The 19094-nt window shown below is 74.3% G+C and carries 18 protein-coding genes; 14 read left to right on the top strand and 4 right to left on the bottom strand.

The window, feature by feature from the left end; genetic code table 11:
• Window positions 1-103: 103 nt before the first annotated feature.
• The 4 genes from MTQ01_RS02610 (at window position 104) to pyrE (ending at window position 5466) form a co-directional block, all read left to right on the top strand.
• Complete coding sequence (locus MTQ01_RS02610) at window positions 104-2158, top strand: polyamine aminopropyltransferase (RefSeq protein WP_247486651.1); 2055 nt, start codon at window positions 104-106, stop codon at window positions 2156-2158.
• Between the two features lie 387 nt (window positions 2159-2545).
• Entirely contained in the window at window positions 2546-3808 is a 1263-nt protein-coding gene (locus MTQ01_RS02615) for a serine/arginine repetitive matrix protein 1 (RefSeq protein WP_247486652.1), read from the top strand.
• A 174-nt stretch (window positions 3809-3982) separates the two neighbouring features.
• A complete protein-coding gene (locus MTQ01_RS02620) occupies window positions 3983-4816 on the top strand; it encodes an aldose 1-epimerase (protein WP_247486653.1) in 834 nt (277 codons plus the stop codon).
• Window positions 4817-4869: 53 nt separating this feature from the next.
• Window positions 4870-5466 carry an orotate phosphoribosyltransferase gene (gene pyrE, locus MTQ01_RS02625; RefSeq protein WP_247486654.1) on the top strand — a complete coding sequence of 199 codons (597 nt, stop codon included), beginning with the start codon at window positions 4870-4872 and terminating at the stop codon, window positions 5464-5466.
• Between the two features lie 38 nt (window positions 5467-5504).
• Here pyrE and MTQ01_RS02630 read toward each other — a convergent pair whose 3' ends face one another.
• Window positions 5505-6425, bottom strand: coding sequence for an NAD(P)-binding domain-containing protein (locus tag MTQ01_RS02630; RefSeq protein WP_308294349.1), 921 nt, complete (start codon window positions 6423-6425; stop codon window positions 5505-5507).
• 84 nt (window positions 6426-6509) lie between these two features.
• On the opposite strand from MTQ01_RS02630, the gene MTQ01_RS02635 reads away from it, so the two are divergent.
• From MTQ01_RS02635 to MTQ01_RS02665, 7 genes are all read left to right on the top strand, one after another.
• Entirely contained in the window at window positions 6510-6881 is a 372-nt protein-coding gene (locus MTQ01_RS02635; protein WP_247486655.1) for a helix-turn-helix domain-containing protein, read from the top strand.
• 309 nt (window positions 6882-7190) lie between these two features.
• Window positions 7191-8213, top strand: a complete 1023-nt coding sequence (gene fbaA, locus MTQ01_RS02640; protein WP_247486656.1) for a class II fructose-bisphosphate aldolase — start codon at window positions 7191-7193, stop codon at window positions 8211-8213.
• 199 nt (window positions 8214-8412) lie between these two features.
• Window positions 8413-8826 (top strand): DUF3151 domain-containing protein, encoded by a 414-nt coding sequence (locus MTQ01_RS02645; protein WP_247486657.1) that lies wholly within the window; start codon window positions 8413-8415, stop codon window positions 8824-8826.
• 365 nt (window positions 8827-9191) lie between these two features.
• Entirely contained in the window at window positions 9192-10004 is an 813-nt protein-coding gene (locus MTQ01_RS02650) for a tryptophan 2,3-dioxygenase family protein (RefSeq protein ID WP_247486658.1), read from the top strand.
• Complete coding sequence (kynU, locus tag MTQ01_RS02655) at window positions 9997-11349, top strand: kynureninase (RefSeq protein WP_247486659.1); 1353 nt, start codon at window positions 9997-9999, stop codon at window positions 11347-11349. The genes MTQ01_RS02650 and kynU overlap by 8 nt, the downstream gene beginning before the upstream one ends.
• Window positions 11346-12065 (top strand): alpha/beta hydrolase, encoded by a 720-nt coding sequence (locus MTQ01_RS02660; protein WP_247486660.1) that lies wholly within the window; start codon window positions 11346-11348, stop codon window positions 12063-12065. The genes kynU and MTQ01_RS02660 overlap by 4 nt, the downstream gene beginning before the upstream one ends.
• Window positions 12066-12695: 630 nt before the next feature.
• Entirely contained in the window at window positions 12696-13007 is a 312-nt protein-coding gene (locus tag MTQ01_RS02665; protein ID WP_247486661.1) for a 4a-hydroxytetrahydrobiopterin dehydratase, read from the top strand.
• A 42-nt stretch (window positions 13008-13049) separates the two neighbouring features.
• Here the strand turns inward: MTQ01_RS02665 and MTQ01_RS02670 are convergent, their stop codons facing one another.
• Window positions 13050-13616, bottom strand: a complete 567-nt coding sequence (locus MTQ01_RS02670) for a GNAT family N-acetyltransferase (protein ID WP_247486662.1) — start codon at window positions 13614-13616, stop codon at window positions 13050-13052.
• 338 nt (window positions 13617-13954) lie between these two features.
• Between MTQ01_RS02670 and MTQ01_RS02675 the strand changes: the two genes are divergently transcribed.
• On the top strand, window positions 13955-14881 hold the full coding sequence (locus MTQ01_RS02675) for a putative protein N(5)-glutamine methyltransferase (protein ID WP_374207631.1): 927 nt from the start codon (window positions 13955-13957) through the stop codon (window positions 14879-14881).
• Window positions 14882-15022: 141 nt separating this feature from the next.
• On the opposite strand, the gene MTQ01_RS02680 is transcribed toward MTQ01_RS02675, so the two are convergent.
• Window positions 15023-15613, bottom strand: a complete 591-nt coding sequence (locus MTQ01_RS02680) for a YbaK/EbsC family protein (RefSeq protein WP_247486663.1) — start codon at window positions 15611-15613, stop codon at window positions 15023-15025.
• A 53-nt stretch (window positions 15614-15666) separates the two neighbouring features.
• Window positions 15667-16641 (bottom strand): phosphatidylinositol-specific phospholipase C, encoded by a 975-nt coding sequence (locus MTQ01_RS02685; protein ID WP_247486664.1) that lies wholly within the window; start codon window positions 16639-16641, stop codon window positions 15667-15669.
• Between the two features lie 325 nt (window positions 16642-16966).
• Here MTQ01_RS02685 and MTQ01_RS02690 point away from each other — a divergent pair, with 325 nt between their 5' ends.
• Window positions 16967-18364 carry a sensor histidine kinase gene (locus MTQ01_RS02690; RefSeq protein ID WP_247486665.1) on the top strand — a complete coding sequence of 466 codons (1398 nt, stop codon included), beginning with the start codon at window positions 16967-16969 and terminating at the stop codon, window positions 18362-18364.
• Window positions 18361-19077, top strand: coding sequence for a response regulator transcription factor (locus MTQ01_RS02695; protein WP_247486666.1), 717 nt, complete (start codon window positions 18361-18363; stop codon window positions 19075-19077). The genes MTQ01_RS02690 and MTQ01_RS02695 overlap by 4 nt, the downstream gene beginning before the upstream one ends.
• Window positions 19078-19094 lie beyond the last annotated feature (17 nt).

The following is a 19094-nucleotide window of genomic DNA, read 5'->3' on the forward strand; positions in this document are numbered from 1 at the left end:
GGAAGGGGTCGGCCGCAGGTGCGGTCGAGGGCGGAGTCCGTCGCCAACTGCCCTTCTCCGTACGTGACATGACGAAGCTGGGCGTTCACGTAGCGTTCACGGCATGATCGACAAGCCCGCGCCGCCCGGGACCGCAGGAAGGACGGGCGCGCCGTCGTACGAGCCGGCCGGGGCCCGCGGCGGCGCACCCCGCTCCCGTCCGGGCAGCGCCCCCTCTCCGGCCGCCGTGCCGTCCCCGGCCGTCGCGCCGTCGCCCGGCTCGCGCGGATCCGGCCCGGAGGCGGGAGCCGCCGCAGCCACGGAGGCCGCGCAGCAGGCCGGCCACACCGGCGGCCCGGGCGACGACGCGCAGCAGGCGGAGAACGTGAAGCAGGCGCAGCAGGCCGGGCCGGCGGACCAGGCTCAGCAGGTCGAGCAGGTCGAGCAGGTCGAGCAGGCCGAGTCGGCCGGGGAGGGCGTCCGGCTGCCGGTGCGGCCGGGCGTGGGCAGGCTGCTGGTGCTCGCCTCGGTGTTCGTCTGCGCTGCCTGCGGCCTGGTGTACGAGCTCGAACTCGTCGCGCTCGCCTCGTACTTGGCGGGCGACTCGATCACCCAGGCATCCGTCGTGCTCTCCATGATGGTCTTCGCGATGGGCATCGGCTCGCTGCTGGCGAAACGTCTGTGCGCCCGTGCGGCGGCGGGCTTCGGCTTCATCGAGGCCCTGCTCGCGCTGGTCGGCGGCGGCTCGGTGATGGCGCTGCACGCCTGCTTCGCGTGGTTCGGCGAGTCCCGTACGGCGCTGGTCGTCTTCTCGCTGCTGATCGGCGTGCTGATCGGCGCCGAGATGCCGCTGCTGATGGTCCTCATCCAGCGGATCCGGGAGCAGGACATAGGGGGTGCGGTCGCGGACCTCTTCGCCGCCGACTACGTGGGAGCGCTGGTGGGCGGGCTGGCGTTCCCCTTCCTGCTGCTGCCGATGTTCGGGCAGTTGACCGGTGCGCTGCTGGTCGGAGTGGTGAACGTGTTCGCCGGGGGAGTGGTCGTGCTGTGGCTCTTCCGGCACGAACTGAGCCGCCGCACCCGCAACCGGCTGCTGCTCGCCAACGCGCTGGTGCTGGCGCTGCTGCTCGGCGCGGTCGGTGCCTCCTCCGCCTTCGAGGAGGCGGCCAGGCGGGCGGTGTACGGCAGCGCGGTGCGGGTCGCCGTGCAGAGCGAGTACCAGGAGATCGTGCTCACCGACGGCGCCGCGGCCGGCGAACGCGCCGCCCACGCCGACCCGGACAGCAGCCTCGAACTCTTCCTGGACGGCCGGCTGCGGGTGTGCAGCTCGGACGAGGCACGGCACCACCAGGGCCTGGTGCACCCCGCGATGGCGACCGGCCGCCGGGAACGTGTGCTCGTACTGGGCGGCGGCGACGGACTCGCGCTCCGCGAGGTGCTGCGCCACTCGGACGTCTCCCGGGTGACGGTGGTCGACCGGGACCCGGAACTCTTCGAACTCGCCCGCCGGGACCCGAAGTTGAGCACGCTCAACGAGGGCGCGCACGACGACCCCCGGGTGCGCCGGGTCAGCGCCGACCCCTTCCGCTGGCTCCGCGACCACCTCCCGGACGGCGACGACGGCGACGGCGACAGCGGCGGCGGCGACGGGGACGGCGATGGCGACAGCGGCGGCGACCGGGACGGGGGCGGGCCGTACGACGTGATCGTCTCCGCGCTGCCCGACCCGCGGCTCACCACGAGCACGAAGCTGTACTCGCTGGAGTTCTACGGGCTGCTGGGACGCTCGCTCGCCGAGGGCGGACGGCTGGCGGTGCACGCGGGCCCGGTCGCGGCGGACCCGCGCACCTTCTGGACCATCGACGCCACCCTGCGGGCGGCGGGGCTGGTCACCACCCCGTACGCCCTCGACGGTCGGCTCTCCGGTTTCGGCAACTCGCCGGACCGCCCGCAGCGCAGCAGTGCGGAGGACCCGCCGAAGGACTGGGGGTTCCTGCTGGGCGCCCGCTCCGGGGAGGGCGGCGCCACGGCCGCCGGGGGGCCGGCGCTTCGGCTGTCCGGTTCGGCGCACCGGCCCGACCGGCTCACGGAGGACGATCTGCGGCGGGCCGCCGCGACGGCCGCCGACCACCGGCACGCCGACCTCCCGGCCTCCACTCTCCTGCACCCCCGCTTCTGACCGGCCGGCCCCACCGCCCGGCCGGCCCCACCGCCCGGCCGGCCCCACCGCCCGCCCACCGCCCGGTTGCTCCGTCCGGCCGCCCGCCCGGGTCCTCCGTTCCGGGTTCGTCTCCCTGCGGACTTCGACGCCCCCCGCCTTTCGTGAACCTTCGTTCCGTCCTCGCCTGCCCTGCGCGACGGCGTGCGGGCTCCTGCCGCAGACCGCGCAGTCAGGTGCCGCAGGCGTTCCGGAGGTGTTCCGGAGGTGTTCCGGAGGGCGGTGAACTCCGTTGCGGCGCTCGGCATTTGGCCCGGTGCGCCCGGCCACAGGGGTGAGTTTCGACTCTCCGCGGTGTCCCGGTGCAAGGGCGGCGCATGTTCGGTGGGCCGTGGGTAGGCTCCGGGCATGGAGCATGAGGTGCACGTTCCGTTCCCCGTGGGTTCCGTGCGTGCCGCGCTCGCCGAGGCCGAGCGCGGGATGCGGTGCGTACCGGGGCTGACGGTTGAGGCCGGGGCCGCAAGTGGGCCCGACGCCACGGCGATCGGCGACGCGACAGCCGGCGACGCGACCGGCGCTGCCGGGGAGCGGACCGCCGCCGACGAGGTCGACGGCGTCGACGAGGTGGTCGTGCGCGGCCGTCTGCGGGTCCGGATCGGCGGCTCCACGGTCACCTACCGGGGCACGCTCCGGCTGACCGCACGCGAGCCCGGCTTCGTCGTCGAGGCCGACGGCACCGAGGCGCGCGGCGCCGGTACCGCGCGGATGGAGCTGACCGTCGTACCGCGGGAGGCCGCGCGGAGCGGCACCGAGGAGTCCGGCACCGTACTGGCGTTCACCGGTGCGGCGAGCGGGCAGGGCCGGATCGCCGAGTTCGAGGAGAAGCAACTGCGGGCGGCCGGGCGCCGGCTGCTGGACCGCTTCGCCGAATCGCTGGCGGACAGCCTCGCCGCCGACCCGCCCGGGGACGACAACGCGCCGGTGATCCCGGGCATCCCCGCCCCGGACGCCACCACCCCGGACGCCGAGACCACCGACGGGAAGACCACCGACGCCGAGGCTGCGGCGAAGCCGGCTGCGGGCGAGGCCGAGGCGGCCCGGGCCCGTGCCGATGCGGAGGAGACGTCGGAGGAGGCCCCGGCACCGCAGGAGGCGACCGGTGGTGCGGCGGGCGAGAGCGGCGGGCAGGACCAGCCGCCGCAGGCCGTGCACGACGAGGACTCCGGGCTCTCGGTGTTCGAGACCGAGATCCCCCCGCCGTCGCTGGACCGGACCTCCGACGAGGGCGACCCGTCCGGCACCGACCCCTCCGACGCCGACCGCACCGCGTCCGGCGCCGAGGAGACCCCGGTGGGTTCCCGGGACCCCTTCGACGACCCCTTCGGCAACGGCGACGCCGACGGTTCCGGGACTCCGCCCGGGCTGCCGCGGGGCGCGGAGATCCCCGCACCCGGTGCACCGCCCGCCGAGGCCGCGCACGCGCGCCGCACCATGATCGGCCGCAGCGCCGAGGAGGTCGACCACGCGCCGCCGCGCGGCCGGTACGCCCCCGTACCGCCGCCGGCGCAGACCGCGCCCGGCGCCACGCTGCGCTGGGCCGCACCCGCCGCGGCGCTCGCGGTCGCCGGCGTGGTCGTCCTGAGCAGGGCCGTACGCCGCCGCAACCGCTGACCCGAGCCGCCCGCGCCCCGTACCCGTCCCGCATCCGCGTCCCGCCGCCCGTAACCGCGTCCCGCCGCCCGGCCCGGTCCCGCCGCCCGTATCCGTGCCCGGGACCGGTCGGGCGCTGCCCGGCTGTGTGCTGTGCTGCCGACGCCGTCGTACGACCTGGCCTAGTCTCGAAGGGTGACGACCCAGACCACTGACGTACGACTCACCGCCGGCGACGCCGAGCTGCTGCTGCGCCCCTCGGAGGGCTGCCGGACGGCCTCGCTGCGGGTCGGCGGCAAGGAACTGCTGCTCCAGGGGCTCGAACACGGCTCCTTCGTGATGGCGCCGTGGTGCGGACGCACCGCGCAGGGGCGCTTCCGCAACGGCGCCGATCTGCACCAACTGCCGCTCAACGACGGCGAGCACGCGCTGCACGGCCTCGTCAACGACCGGCCCTGGCGCACCGTCCGCGCGGACGAGCGCAGCGCCTCCTTCGTCTGCGAGCTGGGCGACCCCTGGCCGTGGGCCGCCACCGTCAACCAGGTGGTGGAGCTGGACGAGGACGGCAGCGGCGTCAACTACACGCTCAGCGTCGAGACCTACGACAACTCCTTTCCCGCGCAGGTGGGTTGGCATCCGTGGTTCCGGCGCAACCTCGGCCTCGGCGGCCGTGACGTGCGGCTCGACTTCGCCCCGGCCTGGCGCGAGGAGCGCGGACCCGACCACATTCCGACCGGCCACCGTCTGGACGAGGCCGCGCTCGCCACCGAGGACGCGGGCACCGGCCGCTGGGACGACTGCTTCGGCATGCCCGACGGTGTCGACGCCACGCTGACCTGGCCGGACGAGCTGGAGCTGCAGATCACCAGCCGGGCCGAGTGGGTGGTCGTCTACGACAAGCCGGAGGACGCGGTGTGCGTCGAACCGCAGTCCGGTCCGCCCAACGGGCTCAACACCCATCCCCAACTGGTCACCCCCATCGCGCCGTTGGAGCTGGGCAGCCGTTGGAGCTGGCGCACTCCGCAGTGACCGCCGACCCGCCCGGGAAGCCGGTCGGCCCGCCCGCGCTACGCTCGGTGCCCATGAGCGAGACGAGCGACACGAGCGTGACGGGCGAGAACAGCGGTACGGGCACGGCCGACAGCGGGCCGAGGTCCGCGCTGCTGGGGCTGATCAAGGAGAAGGCCGTCGTCCACGGGCGGGTGACGCTCTCCTCCGGCAAGGAGGCCGACTTCTACGTCGACCTCCGCCGGATCACGCTGGACGCGGAGGCCGCGCCCCTGGCCGGTCGGGTCATGCTGGACCTCACCGCCGATCTGGACTTCGACGCCGTCGGCGGGCTGACGCTCGGCGCCGACCCGGTCGCCACCTCGATGCTGCACGCCGCCGCCGCGCGCGGACGCCGGCTCGACGCCTTCGTCGTCCGCAAGGCCGGAAAGGCGCACGGGCTGCAACGTCGTATCGAGGGCCCGGACATCGCCGGGCGGCGGGTGCTGATCGTGGAGGACACCTCGACGACCGGAGGCTCGCCGCTGACCGCTGTCGAGGCCGCCCGGGAAGCCGGCGCGGAGGTCGTCGCGGTCGCGACGATCGTCGAGCGGGGCGCGGCCGGCGCGATGGCCGAGGCGGGGCTGACGTACCTCTCGGCGTACGACCTCGCCGACCTCGACCTGGGCTGAACACCGCCCGCCACGCGTGGCCCGCCCGACTGCCGGGTTCAGCGTGCGATCGTCCCGGGCTCCCGGATGCCGTCGATGATGCGGGTCCAGTTGTCGCCGCCGTGTCCGTTGCCGATGGCCTGCCGGTAGTGGGCCTGCACGGCCAGGGGAAGCGCGAGGTCGAGGCCGAGCGAGGTGCTGGTCTCGACGATGTGGTCGGTCGTTGCGCCCATCATGGTGACGGTGCTGAGCTCTCCGGGGTGTTCTCCGGCGTCGATCGCGGAGCCGGGGCTCTCGTCACCGGACGTCAGGATGTCGCCGACCCCGGCCGTGGAGGCGAGGAGTTCCGGCAGCGCGTGCTCGGCCTTCACCCCCGCGGCGCCCAGCATCGCGGTGGCCTGCATCAGCCCGGACAAGGTGGTGAGGAAAACGGTGAGTTGGGCCTGGTACATCAGCTGGGCCAGTCCCGGGTCCTCACCCAGCGGGCGGGGCGCGCCGAGCAGCGCCAGCGTGGCGAGATGGCTCTCCGGCGGTCGGGTGCGCCCGCTGTAGTAGACGTGGGACGCCTCGGTGCCGACCATCGGCGGGGGGACCATGACGCCGCCGGTGACGAAGGTGGCGCCGTGGCCCTCCGCCCAGGCCGCCGCCTCGCGCGAGCGGTCGGGGGTGTCGGAGCTGAGGTTGACCAGTGTCCGGCCGGCGAGCGAGGCGGTGGCGTCGCCGAGGATGTCGTACATCGCCCGGTAGTCGGTGAGGCTGAGGATCACGAGGCCGCTCGCCTCGACCGCTTCGGCGGGCGTGGCCGCGAGCGCGGCCCCGTCGGCGACGACGCCGTCGGCCCGGCCCGGAGTCCGGTTCCACACGGTGACCGGATGCCCTGCCGCGAGGAGGGTGCGGACCATCGCCCGGCCCATCGGACCGAGCCCGATCACGGTCACAGCGGTGTTCTTCGCGTCGTTGGAGCCCTGTTGTCTGTTCACACCGCCATGCTCGAAGAGTCTCGCCGCTGCCGGAAGTACCCACTATTTTCTGCGGTACTGACCAATTCGTAAGGGGGAGCAGAGATGGCCGGAGTGCTGAGGCGCGGGCCCTACATCTGTGGAATCGACGCAGCGCTCGACGTGATGAGCGGCAAGTGGAAGGGCCTGATCCTCTGGGAGCTCGACTCCCACCGCGTACGCCGCTTCGGCGAACTCAGGCGTGCTCTGGCGGGGGTGAGCGAGAAGATGCTGACGCAGCACCTGCGGGAGATGGAGGCGGACGGGCTCGTCCACCGCGAGGTGTACGCCGAGGTGCCGCCGCGGGTCGAGTACTCGCTGACCGAGCACGGCCGCACGCTCAACCAGGCGCTCGCGGCGCTCGGCGACTGGGGGGAGGAGCGGATGCGGCGCGAGGGCTGCGCGACGGTCGAGGCCGCACCGACCCCGTCCCGCTGACCGCGCCCCGTCCCGCTGACCGCGCCCCGTCCCGCTGACCGCGCCCCGTCCCGCTGCCCTGACCCCTGACCGCGCCCGGGCCCGCTGCCCCGTCCCGCTGACCGCAGCCCGGCGCGGCGTCCCGTCACGTCGGCGCGGCGCCGCAGGCCGGGGCCGTGTGCGGGTCGGTGGCGGGTGCACGGGGGCGGCCCCTGGGGCGCTCGGCGGTGCGTCTGGAAGGATGGCCCCCGACGATGACGTCGCCCCAACGGTCAGGGCTGGACTCAACTCACACCCCGCACACGTGCACATCTCCCAAGGAGCGGACACATGCCCATCGCAACCCCCGAGGTCTACAACGAGATGCTCGACCGGGCGAAGGCCGGCAAGTTCGCCTACCCGGCCATCAACGTCACCTCGTCGCAGACCCTGCACGCGGCGCTGCGCGGGTTCGCCGAGGCCGAGAGCGACGGCATCGTCCAGATCTCGACCGGCGGCGCGGAGTTCCTCGGCGGCCAGTACAGCAAGGACATGGTCACCGGAGCCGTCGCGCTGGCCGAGTACGCGCACATCGTCGCCAAGAAGTACCCGGTGAACATCGCGCTGCACACCGACCACTGCCCCAAGGACAAGCTGGACGGCTACGTCCGCCCGCTGCTCGAGGTCTCCCGCGAGCGCGTGGAGCGCGGCGAGAACCCGCTCTTCCAGTCGCACATGTGGGACGGCTCCGCCGAGACCCTCGCCGACAACCTGGAGATCGGCAAGGAGCTGCTGGCCCTCGCGGTCGCCGCGAAGATCATCCTCGAGGTCGAGATCACCCCGACCGGTGGCGAGGAGGACGGCGTCACCCACGAGATCAACGACGAGCTGTACACCACCGTCGACGACGCGCTGCGCACCGCGGAGGCGCTCGGGCTGGGCGAGAAGGGCCGCTACCTGCTCGCCGCCTCCTTCGGCAACGTGCACGGCGTCTACAAGCCGGGCAACGTCGTCCTCCGTCCCGAGCTGCTCAAGGACCTCCAGCAGGGCGTCGCGGCCGAGCACGGCAAGGCCGACCCGTTCGACTTCGTCTTCCACGGCGGTTCCGGCTCGACCGCCGAGGAGATCGCCACCGCGCTGGACAACGGCGTCGTGAAGATGAACCTCGACACCGACACCCAGTACGCCTTCACCCGCCCCGTCGCCGGTCACATGCTCGCCAACTACGACGGCGTGCTGAAGATCGACGGCGAGGTGGGCAACAAGAAGGCGTACGACCCGCGCGCCTGGGGCAAGCTCGCCGAGGCGTCCATGGCCGAGCGGATCACCAAGGCCTGCGCCGACCTGCGTTCCACCGGTACGCGCATGAAGTGAGGCTTCGCACCGGGCGTCGCGGACGTTCCCGGTCCGTCGATCTCCGTGACCCCCGGCCCTCGCGCCGGGGGTCACGCGCGTTCCGCGGGGCGTGCCGGCGTACGTCGCCCCGGACGCGGCGGCGCGGGTCTCCGGCCGGCGGGCGGAGGTGTGCTCCCTGCCCCGCCCGCGCCGAGCCGGGCAAGGCACACTTGGCACCATGGTCAATCACGAGAACCTGCTCGGGGGACCGCCCCCGACCCACCTTCCCGAGGACCCGGAGCCGCGCGACCTGCTCGCCGGCGGCACCGCTCCCGCCGATGTCGCGGCGAAGCACCCGACGTCCTGCCTCGCCTGGGCCCAGCTCGCCGACGACGCCTTCGACGCCGGCCGCACCGTCGAGTCCTACGCCTACGCCCGTACCGGTTACCACCGCGGCCTGGACCTGCTGCGGCGCAACGGCTGGAAGGGCCACGGCCCGGTGCCGTTCGAGCACGAGCCCAACCGCGGCTTCCTCCGCGCACTGCACGCACTCGCCCGCGCCGCCAAGGCGATCGGCGAGGACGAGGAGTACGAGCGCTGCACGACCTTCCTCAAGGAGAGCTCGCCCACCGCGGCGGCCACCCTCTCCTGAGTCCGCCCCGGGCGCACCGGGACAGCCGTCCACCGGGCGGCCGTCCGCGGTGCGGTGCGGGGCTGCCCGACCGGCCCGGACGGCTGCCCGCGCACGCCGCTCCGGGTAGTACCCGTGCCGGCCCCACCGGCCCTCCCCGCCCCCGCCCTGTCCCGCCCCCGCCCCCGTCCGGCTCCCGTGCCCGTTCGCGCGCGGACGCCGCCCGTGCCGTGCCCGGCCGCGGGCCGTCGCGGCGCCCGCGTTCCCGGCGGACCGTGTGCGTACCGCCGCTTGCCGGGTGTGCCCGTGCCCGGCGATGATCCGAGGGAGCCCGGGTCGCCCGGGCGGACCGGAGACCCCGGGCACCCTTCCTCAACGGAGACCTCATGTCGGAGACCCCGAACCTGGACTTCGCCGGTACGACCCCTTACGAGGACTACGTACAGGCAGACGTCCTCACCCACCTCCAGCACCCGCTGTCGGACGACCCCGGCGAGATGGTGTTCCTGGTGACCACCCAGGTCATGGAGCTGTGGTTCACCGTCATCGTCCACGAGTGGGAGACGGCCGCGAAGGCGCTGCGCGGGGACGACGTCCCGACCGCGCTCGCCGCGCTGACCCGCTCCACCTACGAGCTGCGTTCGCTGAACGCCTCGTGGGAGCCGCTGGCCCACCTCACCCCCGCGCAGTTCAACTCCTACCGCTCCGCCCTCGGCGAGGGCTCGGGCTTCCAGTCGGCGATGTACCGCCGGATGGAGTTCCTGCTCGGCGAGAAGGCGTCCTCCATGCTCGTGCCGCACCGGGGCGCGCCCCGGGTGCACGACGAGCTGGAGAAGGCGCTGCACCAGCCGAGCCTCTACGACGAGGTGCTGCGCTTCCTCGCGCGGCGCGGCCACGACATCCCGGACGCGGTCCTGGACCGCGACCTCGCCCAGCGGTACGAGCCGCAGCCGGCCGTGGAGTCGGTGTGGACCCGTGTGTACGAGGGCGATCCCACGACGCCCGAGGCGCGGCTCGGCGAGGGCCTGACCGAGGTCGCCGAACTCGTCTGGCGATGGCGCAACGACCATCTGGTCGCCACCCGGCGGGCGATGGGGTCGAAGGTCGGCACCGGCGGTTCGGCCGGTGTGGCCTGGCTGGAGCGGCGCGCGCAGAAGAACGTCTTCCCCGAACTGTGGACGGCACGCAGCTATGTCTGAGCACCCCGGTCCCGAGGCCGGCACCCGACCCGCCGCGCGGTCCGACGGCTCCGCCGCTTCCGCGGAACTCCGGGCGGAGGCCCGGCGGTTGGACGCCTCCGACGAACTCGCCCCGCTGCGCGCCGAGTTCGTCCTCGACGACGTCGGTCCGGCGGCGACCCAGCCGACGGAGACGAGCGGGCCGACGTCGGCGACCCGGTCGGCGGTGCGCCCCGACTCCGCGGAGGGCGGCCCGGACGCACCCGGCGTCTACCTGGACGGCAACTCCCTCGGCGCGCTGCCTCGCGCGGTGGCCGGGCGGGTCGCCGAGGTGATCGGCCGGGAGTGGGGACGGCTGCGCATCCGCTCGTGGACCGAGTCCGGCTGGTGGGAGGCGCCCGAGCGGGTCGGCGAGCTGATCGCCCCGCTCGTCGGTGCCGCGCCCGGCCAGGTCGTGGTCGGCGACTCCACCTCGGTGAACGTCTTCAAGGCCGTCGTCGCCGCTGCCCGGCTCGCGGACGCGGACCGGGACGAGATCCTGGTCGACGCCGCCACCTTCCCCACGGACGGCTACGTCGCCGCCTCGGCCGCCCGGATGACCGGCCACACGCTCCGGCCCGTCGCTCCGGCCGAGATGGCCTCCGCCGTCGGCCCGCGCACCGCGGCGCTGCTGGTGAACCAGGTCGACTACCAGTCGGGGGAGCTGCACGACCTCCCGGCGATCACCGCAGCCGCCCACCGGGCCGGCGCGTACGTCGTCGCCGATCTGTGCCACAGCGCCGGGGCCCTGCCGGTCGCGCTCGACGAGCACGGCGTCGACCTGGCCGTCGGCTGCACGTACAAGTACCTCAACGGCGGTCCCGGCGCCCCCGCCTTCCTCTACATCCGCCGCGCCCACCAGGCCGCCTTCGACTCCCCGCTGCCCGGCTGGAACTCCCACCGCGACCCCTTCGCGATGGCCTCGCGGTACGAGCCGGCCGCGGACGTCCGCAAGGGGCGCGTCGGCACCCCCGACCTGCTCTCGATGCTGGCGCTGGAGAGCGCGCTCGAAGTGTGGCGCGGCGTGGACATCGCGGCGGTGCGGGCCAAGTCGCTGGCGCTGACCGACTTCTTCCTGCGCTGCGTCGAGGCGTACGTCCCGCGGGGCCGGCTCTCGCTGGTCACCCCGCGCGAGCACGCCCGACGCGGCAGCCAGATCTCGCTGCGCTGCGAGGACGCGGAAACGGTCATGGCCGAGCTGATCGCCAGGGGCGTGGTGGGCGACCACCGCCGCCCGGGGATCTTGCGCTTCGGCTTCACTCCGCTGTACACCTCGTTCACCGATACGGAGAGGGCCGCACGGGTCCTGGGGGAGGTCGTCGGGTGAACAGCAACGAGGAATGGGCCGCGCTGAACGCGCTGGAGCGTCCCGCGCCGGTGTCGTCGGAGGTGTACGGGAAGCACCCCTCGCACATCGTCGACCGGTACGGCAGCCGCAGCGGCCCGCGGGTCACCGTGCTGCACGGCGGCTACTGGCGGGAGGCGTACGACCGGCGCCATCTCGCCCCGTTCGCCCATGCGTTGGGCGAGGCGGGCTTCTCGGTGGAGCTGGTGGAGTACCGCAGGGTGGGCGGCGACGGCGGCTGGCCGCAGACCGCCGACGACGTGAACGCGGCCCTCGACCACCTCGGCGGGCCGCCGAAGGTGCTGCTCGGCCACTCCGCGGGCGGCCAGCTCGCGCTGTGGGCCGCCGCGCACCGCGACCGCGCGGCGGACCGGGTGATCACCGTCGCCCCGGTCGCCGATCTGTCCAGGGCGTACGAGATGGGGCTGAGCGACGGCGCCGTCACCGAGCTGCTCGGCGGCCACAACGGGGTCAAGGAGCTGCTGCCGGAGGCCGATCCGATGCGGCTGCTGCCGCGCGTACCGGTGGAGGTGGTGCACGGCACCGCCGACCTGGAGGTGCCGATCGAGCTCTCCCGGCGGTACGCCAACAACTGGGGCGCACGGCTCCATCTGCTGCCGGGCGCGGGCCACTTCGCGCCGTTCCACCCCACGCGTCCGCCGTACGGCGTGCTGCTGGACCTCATCCGCCGGACCTGACCGCGCGCTGCCCGTGCGGGCGGGCCACGCGGCGGATCGTTCCCGCCGGGGACGTACGCGCACGTCGGGGCGGGTACGGGCGTCCGCCGGGCGCGAGGGCGGCCGGTGAACGGAATCGGGCGGTCCGGGGGAGCGGGCGGCAAACCGTGAACACAATGACCACAACCGTGACTTGGCCCGATCGCGTCGGGAGAATGGGCAGCGGTGTATGGCGTTCCCCCGTTACGCCAAGACACCTCAAGCGGTCGCCGCCGTCCTAACCCCCGTGGGACGGCGGCGTCTTGCTGTCCGGACCAGCCCGGCCGCCCTGCGCCCGCGCCGTGCCGATGCCGAGCAGCCCACGCCCGCGTGCCACGTGCCGTACCCGCGCACCCGCGCCCGCGTGCCGTACCCGCGCCACGTGTCCTCCCGCAGCCGGCGCCCGCCGCGACCCGCCGAGCCGCGCCCCGCAGCGGGACAGCTCGATGCGGGACCCGGGACCCGGGGCACGAGAGCCGGGACATGAGACACGGGACGCCATACGCGAGTGGTGAGTGTCGGTGGCCGGTTCGCCGGGCACCCGCCGGGCATAGTGCGGGGCGGGGCGCACCGCCCCTCCCGCGACCAGCCGCCGAAACCGAGGAGTACGCCGTGGCCGCCACCCCGCTCACCGATGTCGAGATCACCAACGCCCTTGCGGAGCTGCCCGGTTGGTCCTTCGAGGACAACGCCCTGACGGCAGGGTTCAAGGCGGACCGCACCCTGCTGCCGCAGCTCTACGTCGCCGTGGCGGCGGCGGAGGACGACGCCGACCACCACGCCCGCGTGACGATCCTCTACGGCACGATCTCCTTCGCGCTCAACACCCACGACGCGGGCGACGTCGTCACCGCGAAGGACACCGCGATGGCGGCGCGGATCTCCGCGATCGCCGCCGACCACCAGGCGCGGCCGGTCGGCTGAGCACCGCCCGTCCGTGGACGTCGTGCGGCCGCCCGGGCGGTCTCACCAGACGTCGCCGGAGCGCCAGTCGCAGACCAACTCGCCCGTGCGGTCCAGGGGTTGGCCCTCCACCGGGAAGACGTGGATGAACTCCGCGTCGTCGGGGGTGGGCACGATGCCGTCCGGGGTGAAGGCGGCTGCGGTGCCCTGCCAGGGCAGCCAACCGCGGGCGCGGTAGAGCGGCGCGCCGGCGTCGGTGGCGCCGAGCGCGCCGAGGTCGTACGCGGCGGTGATGATCCGTTCGATCTCGGCCATCAACATGCCGCCGATTCCGCGGCGTTGGTACTGCCGGTGCACGCCGACCCCCTCGACGTAGCCGGTACGCAGCGGTCTGCCGCCGTGCAGCAGCCGCCGCTGGACCACGGCCGCGTGGCCGACGGTCTCGGCGCCGTCGTGGACCAGGACGTGCATCCCGCCCAGCGCGTGCTCCCAGTCGTGCGCGGAGAACTCCTCGTCGAAGGTCGAGGCCACCATGGCGTGTGCGGCGGCGAGTTCGTCGCCCGAGACCTCGGAGGTGTGCGCGGTGCGGAGCGTCAGCGCGTCGGGACCGTTCACGGTGCTTGGCTGCATGGCGAGACGGTAGCAACGCCGGGACGCCGGGCGGGTGCGTGGCGCGGCCGTTACACTGAGCGTTCGCCCGGACCCGGAACGCCCCGGACCGGGCGCTGTGGCCAGGGCGTTCGAGGAGGTGGGACCGATCCGCACCAGCGCGGCACACCGGGCGCCCTCCCTCGGCGACGGAAGCGACCGGCACGGCCGGCGGGACGCGCGGAACCGGTAGTACGCCGCCCGGCAGCGGCCGTTGCCGCAGCTGCGCTCGCGTCCGACCCGCCGACTGCGGCGCTTCCGCCGCACGGCGATCTGCGACCGACCGGGTCCGCGCCCTTCGAACTTCCTCGAAAGGCCCGATCTTGACCTTCCACGACCCCCGAGCACCGCACTCCGACGCACCGCACTCCCCGCAACCACTCGGCCCGCAACCACTCGCCCCCGGCGCGCCTCCTCCGCCGCAGGCCCTCGTCGAGCGGCTGAGGGCCGCGGGTTGCGTCTTCGCCGAGGAGGAGGCGCGGCTGCTGCACGGCACCGCGCGCACCGCGGAGGAGCTGGACGCGATGGCGGCCCGCAGGGCGTCCGGGCTGCCGCTCGAACACGTCCTGGGCCGAGCCGAGTTCGCGGGGCTGCGGATCGCCGTGGAGGCCGGGGTCTTCGTGCCGCGCCGCCGCACCGAGTTCCTGGTCGAACTGGCCGAGGCCCACGGGCGGCCCGGCGCCGTCGTGCTCGATCTGTGCTGCGGCACCGGCGCGCTGGGCGCCGCGCTCGCCGCCCGGCTGGGCCGGGTGGAGCTGCACGCCGCCGACCTCGACCCGGCCGCCGTGCGGTGCGCCCGGCGCAACCTCGCCCCCTTCGGCGGCCGGGTGTACGAGGGCGACCTCTACGACCCGCTGCCCCGCTCGCTCGGCGGGCGCGTCGAACTGCTCCCGGCCAACGCGCCGTACGTGCCCACCGACGACCTCGGGCTGCTGCCGTCCGAGGCGCGCGACCACGAACCCCGCACTGCGCTGGACGGCGGCGCGGACGGCCTGGACGTGCAGCGTCGGGTCGTCGCGGACGCCGTGCACTGGCTGGCCCCCGGCGGTCTGCTGCTGGTGGAGACCAGCGACCGCCAGGCCGAGCAGACGGTGGCGGCCTGTGCGCGGCACGGACTGCTGCCGTGGGTGAGCCGCTGCGAGGAGCGCGCGGCGACGGTCGTGCTGGCCCGTCGACCACCCGCCGCGGCCACCGGCGGCACCCCCGACGCCGACCCCACTCGGACGCCCGGCCATCCCGACGCCTGACCCCGCTCGGACGCCGGGCCATCCCGGCGCCTGACCACGGGTGCGCCGACGTTCGGAGCCCGGCGCGCGGAGCCCGGCGCGCGGGGCCGAGGCGGGGCTGTCGCGGGGCCGGGCGGGCGCGGTGTCCCGCGGCGGCCGGGCTCAGTCGGCCGGCGGCGCCGGGACGGCGAGGTCGGACAGGACCTGGGCGCCGGGCAGTTGTGCGAGTACGGCGCCCGGCAGGATGAGCTTGCCGCGGCGCCGACCGCTGCCGACCAGCACGTACGGGGTGTCCGCCACCGCCTCGTCGATCAGCAGCGGCCAGCCGTCCGGCAGCCCGATCGGGGTGATCCCGCCGTACTCCATCCCGGTCTCGGCGACGGCCAGTTCCACGGGTGCGAAGGACGCCTTCCGCGCGCCGAGGTGGCGGCGCACTGCACGGTTGACGTCCAGCCTGGTGGTGGCGAGGACGACACCGGCGGCGAGGGCGGTGCGTCCGCCGCGCTTGGCCGCGACCACCACGCAGTTCGCCGAGACCTCGGCCGGTACGTCGTACGCCGCGCAGAAGGCGGCCGTGTCGGCCCGTTCCGGATCGGTGTCGACGAGCCGGACGGACCGCACCGGCGCCCCGGGCTCCGCGTCCGCCCAGGCCCGGAGGGCGGCGGCCACGGGCGGGGCGAGCAACTCGGGGCGTTCGACCGCGGTCCACGCCTCGTCGAAGCGGCCGAAGGGGAGTTCTGCCGATGTACTCATGGGGCCCAAGTTACGCGCCGTCGCCGGTGCCGCCGCCCATGCGGGAGGAGGTGTCAGGAGCCCTCGTTGAGGCGGAAGAGGGCCCGCGGCAGGTCGGCGGAGACGGTACCGGCGAAGTCGAGGAGGACGGCGCCGTACACCGGTCGGTCGCCGCGGTCGTACTCGGCGTTGAGCCGCTCCTCCAGACGGGGGTTGAGCGCTTCGGCGTAGCCGCGCGGGGAGGGGAGCAGCTCGCCGCCGGTGGTGCTGACGTAGTTGACCGCGAGCCGGTCGGTGTCGCCGGCCTCGGCCGCGGAGGCGTCCAGATGCCGCTCGACGGCCTGCCATTTCTCCTCGGTCGGCAGCTCCCACTCGTTCTGGACGAAGAGGGAGTCGGAGCTCGGGAAGCGCAGCCCGCCGATGTCCGGCTGGGTGGTGACCAGCACGATGCGTCCGCGCGCCTCACCGAGCGTGGGCAGTGAGTCGGACTCGCGGTGCAGCAGCCCGTCGAAGCCCAGCTCCGACATGTACAGATCGTTGAAGATGGCGGCGAACTCCCCGTCGGAGGCGTCCGAGTGCTCCTTCTGCACGGCGAGCACCAGCGTCTCGCCGGTGTTGGCGGACAGGAAGTCGCGGCACTCGTTGAGCACGTCCTGGAAGTTCTTGCGCTGGTAGATCACCCCGTGGTGGATCGCGAACGCGCCGTCGACCGGGCGGCAGCGCACGTCCAGGTAGCGCACTCCGGCGTTCAACAGCTCGGGCAGCGCCAGGTCCTGGCACTTGGCGGTGTCGAACGGCCCGCCCACCAGCGCGCAGGCGTTGTGCGCGCCCGGCATGGTGATGTCGTCCAGGGAGAGGTCCGCGGAGAGCTCGCCCATCCAACCGCTGGAGCGCCAGGCGGCGGAGTCCGCGGCGCGTCCGGTGCGCGGTGCGGGCGCCGCACCCGCCGCGGCGATGCCGGCGGCGCCGAGCCCGATGCCCAGCGCTCCGGCGGCGGCCCCGCGCAGAAAGCCGCGGCGGTCGAGGGAACGGGTGCGCAGGTGGGACATGCGAGCCTCCGGAGTGTGGGGGTGGGGGTGTGCTCCGGGCCAGAAGCTAGCGCAAGCCATTCCATTGGTATAGACATTGCGCGCAGAACCTGGCCGCCGTTCCGTGAACTCTCGGCCAACTCCCGTGCAGCCACCACCTGTTGGGCGCCCGTGTGCGGGGACGGGAGGTGTGCGGGACGCGGCACGAGGGCGCGCCCGGCGGCGACGGAGCGCGTGCGGCCGGCCGAGCCTCCCGTGCCCGGCGGCGTCCTACTGGAGGCGGAGGCGGCAGCGTGGCACCCGGGAGGGACGCGCGCCGCCCCGGCTGCTTCGTACTGTTCGGCGTATGGACGACACGATCAGGGCCAAGCCCTCAGGAGGCCGCAGGTTCGGACCCCGAGCCGGGCGGCGTGCGGTGCGGGACGCGTGGCGGACGTTCCGCGAGGACATGACGCGCGGCGCCTTCACCGTGCGACCGCTGCGCACCGCGTCCGAGGACGCCCTCTGGCTGCGGCACGTTCCGGCACCGCTGCGCACCGTCGCCGCACACTGGCGCCAGGGCCTGGTGCTGCTCGCCGCACTTCTGGTGCTGGTCTGGTACCTCGGCCCGCGCCCCCTGGAGGCGGACACCATCCTGTCGGCGCTGCTGGTCGCGCTGCCGGTGGCGATGCTGGCGCTGCGGCCGGTCGGCGCGTACTGGCTGTCGCTCGCCGGGCTGGTGCTGGCGCCCACGGTCCACCCGCAGCTGGGTGCGGACTTCCCGCACAACAGCCCGGTGCTCGCGGCCCATCTGACCGTGCTGCTCTGCGTGGCGTGGCGGGCGCACAAGCGGACGGTCGTGCTGCTGTGGATGCTGACCTCGGCGGTCGCGGGGCTGGTGAGCATCAACTTCGTGCGGTCCGGCCCGGACATGACCTCCGAGCCCGGTGAGATGGCGTTCCTGTACGGCGCCGCGCTGCTGGTGCTGCTCTTCGTACGGGCCTGGCGCGGGTCCCAGCTGCGGATCGCGGAGCAGTCGGCGGAGGTGCGCGAGGAGCGTTCGCTCCGCACCCGGCTGGAGGAACGCGCCGTGATCGCACGGGAGTTGCACGACGTCGTCGCCCACCACATGTCGGTCGTCGCGATCCAGGCCGAGGCCGCGCCCTACCGGGTGCAGGACCCGCCCGAGGAGCTGGTGAAGGCGCTGGCCACCATCCGGGAGAACGCCGTCACCGCGCTCGCCGAACTCCGTCGCGTCCTCGGGGTCGTACGGTCCGACCAGCCGGCCGTGCCGGAGGCCCCGCAGCCCACCCTCGCCGACCTCGACGCACTGGTCGCCAACGTACGGGCCTCCGGGCGGGACGCGGAGCTGGTGATCACCGGCTCGGCACGACCGCTGCCGCCCGGCGTCGAGCTCTCCGCCTACCGGATCGTCCAGGAGTCGCTCAGCAACGCGCTGCGGTACGCGCCCGGCGCCGCCGTGCGCGTCGAACTCGCCCATGTGCTGGGCGGGTTGGGCATCCGGGTCGCGAGCGGACCACCGACCGGACCGGTCACCGAACCCTCGCGCGGCGCGGGCCAGGGCATCCGCGGGATGAAGGAGCGCGCCGCGCTGCTCGGCGGCGAACTCACCGCCGGCGCCCGGGAGGACGGCGGCTGGGACGTCGAGGCGTATCTGCCGGCCGAATCGCGGGCCGGGGGCGGCGAATCCGTCGAACGAGCCGCCGGCGACAGCACCGCGACCGGTTCGGAGGCACGCGCATGAGCGGCGACAGCGGGGCGACCCCCGTCCACGGGCGTCCGATCCGGGTGCTCATCGCGGACGACCAGATGCTGGTGCGGGAGGGCTTCTCCGTACTGCTGGGCGCACAGCCCGACATGGAGGTGGTGGGCGAGGCGGTCAACGGGCGCGAAGCCGTGCGCAAAGTCGCCGAACTCGCCCCGGACGTCGTCCTGATGGACATCCGGATGCCCGAACTCAACGGGCTGGAGGCCACCTCCGAGCTGGCCGCTTCCGGCGCCGCCGCGAGGGTGCTGATCCTGACCACCTACGACCTGGACGAGTACGTCTACCAGGCGCTGCGGGCGGGCGCCTCCGGCTTCCTCCTCAAGGACTCCAGCGCCCGCCAACTCGCCGACGGCGTACGGGTGGTGGCCTCCGGAGAGGCGCTGCTCGCGCCCACCGTGACGAGGCGGCTGATCGCCGAGTTCTCCCGGCTCTCGGACCTGCCGAGCGGGCCGGCGGGTCCGCGCGGCCCGCTGCGGGCACGTCTCGCGGAGCTGACCGAGCGGGAGACCGAGGTGCTCGCACTGGTCGCCCAGGGCCTGTCGAACTGCGAGATCGCCGAGCACCTGTTCCTCGCCGAGTCGACGGTCAAGACCCATATGAGCCGCATCCTCGACAAGCTCCGGCTGCGCGACCGCACCCAGGCGGCGGTGTACGCGTACGAGACCGGCCTGGTCGCGCCGCCGGGCTGACGCCGCGCCGCCGGGCC

Source organism: Streptomyces sp. XM4193 (assembly GCF_023072595.1).
Lineage (GTDB): Bacteria > Actinomycetota > Actinomycetes > Streptomycetales > Streptomycetaceae > Streptomyces.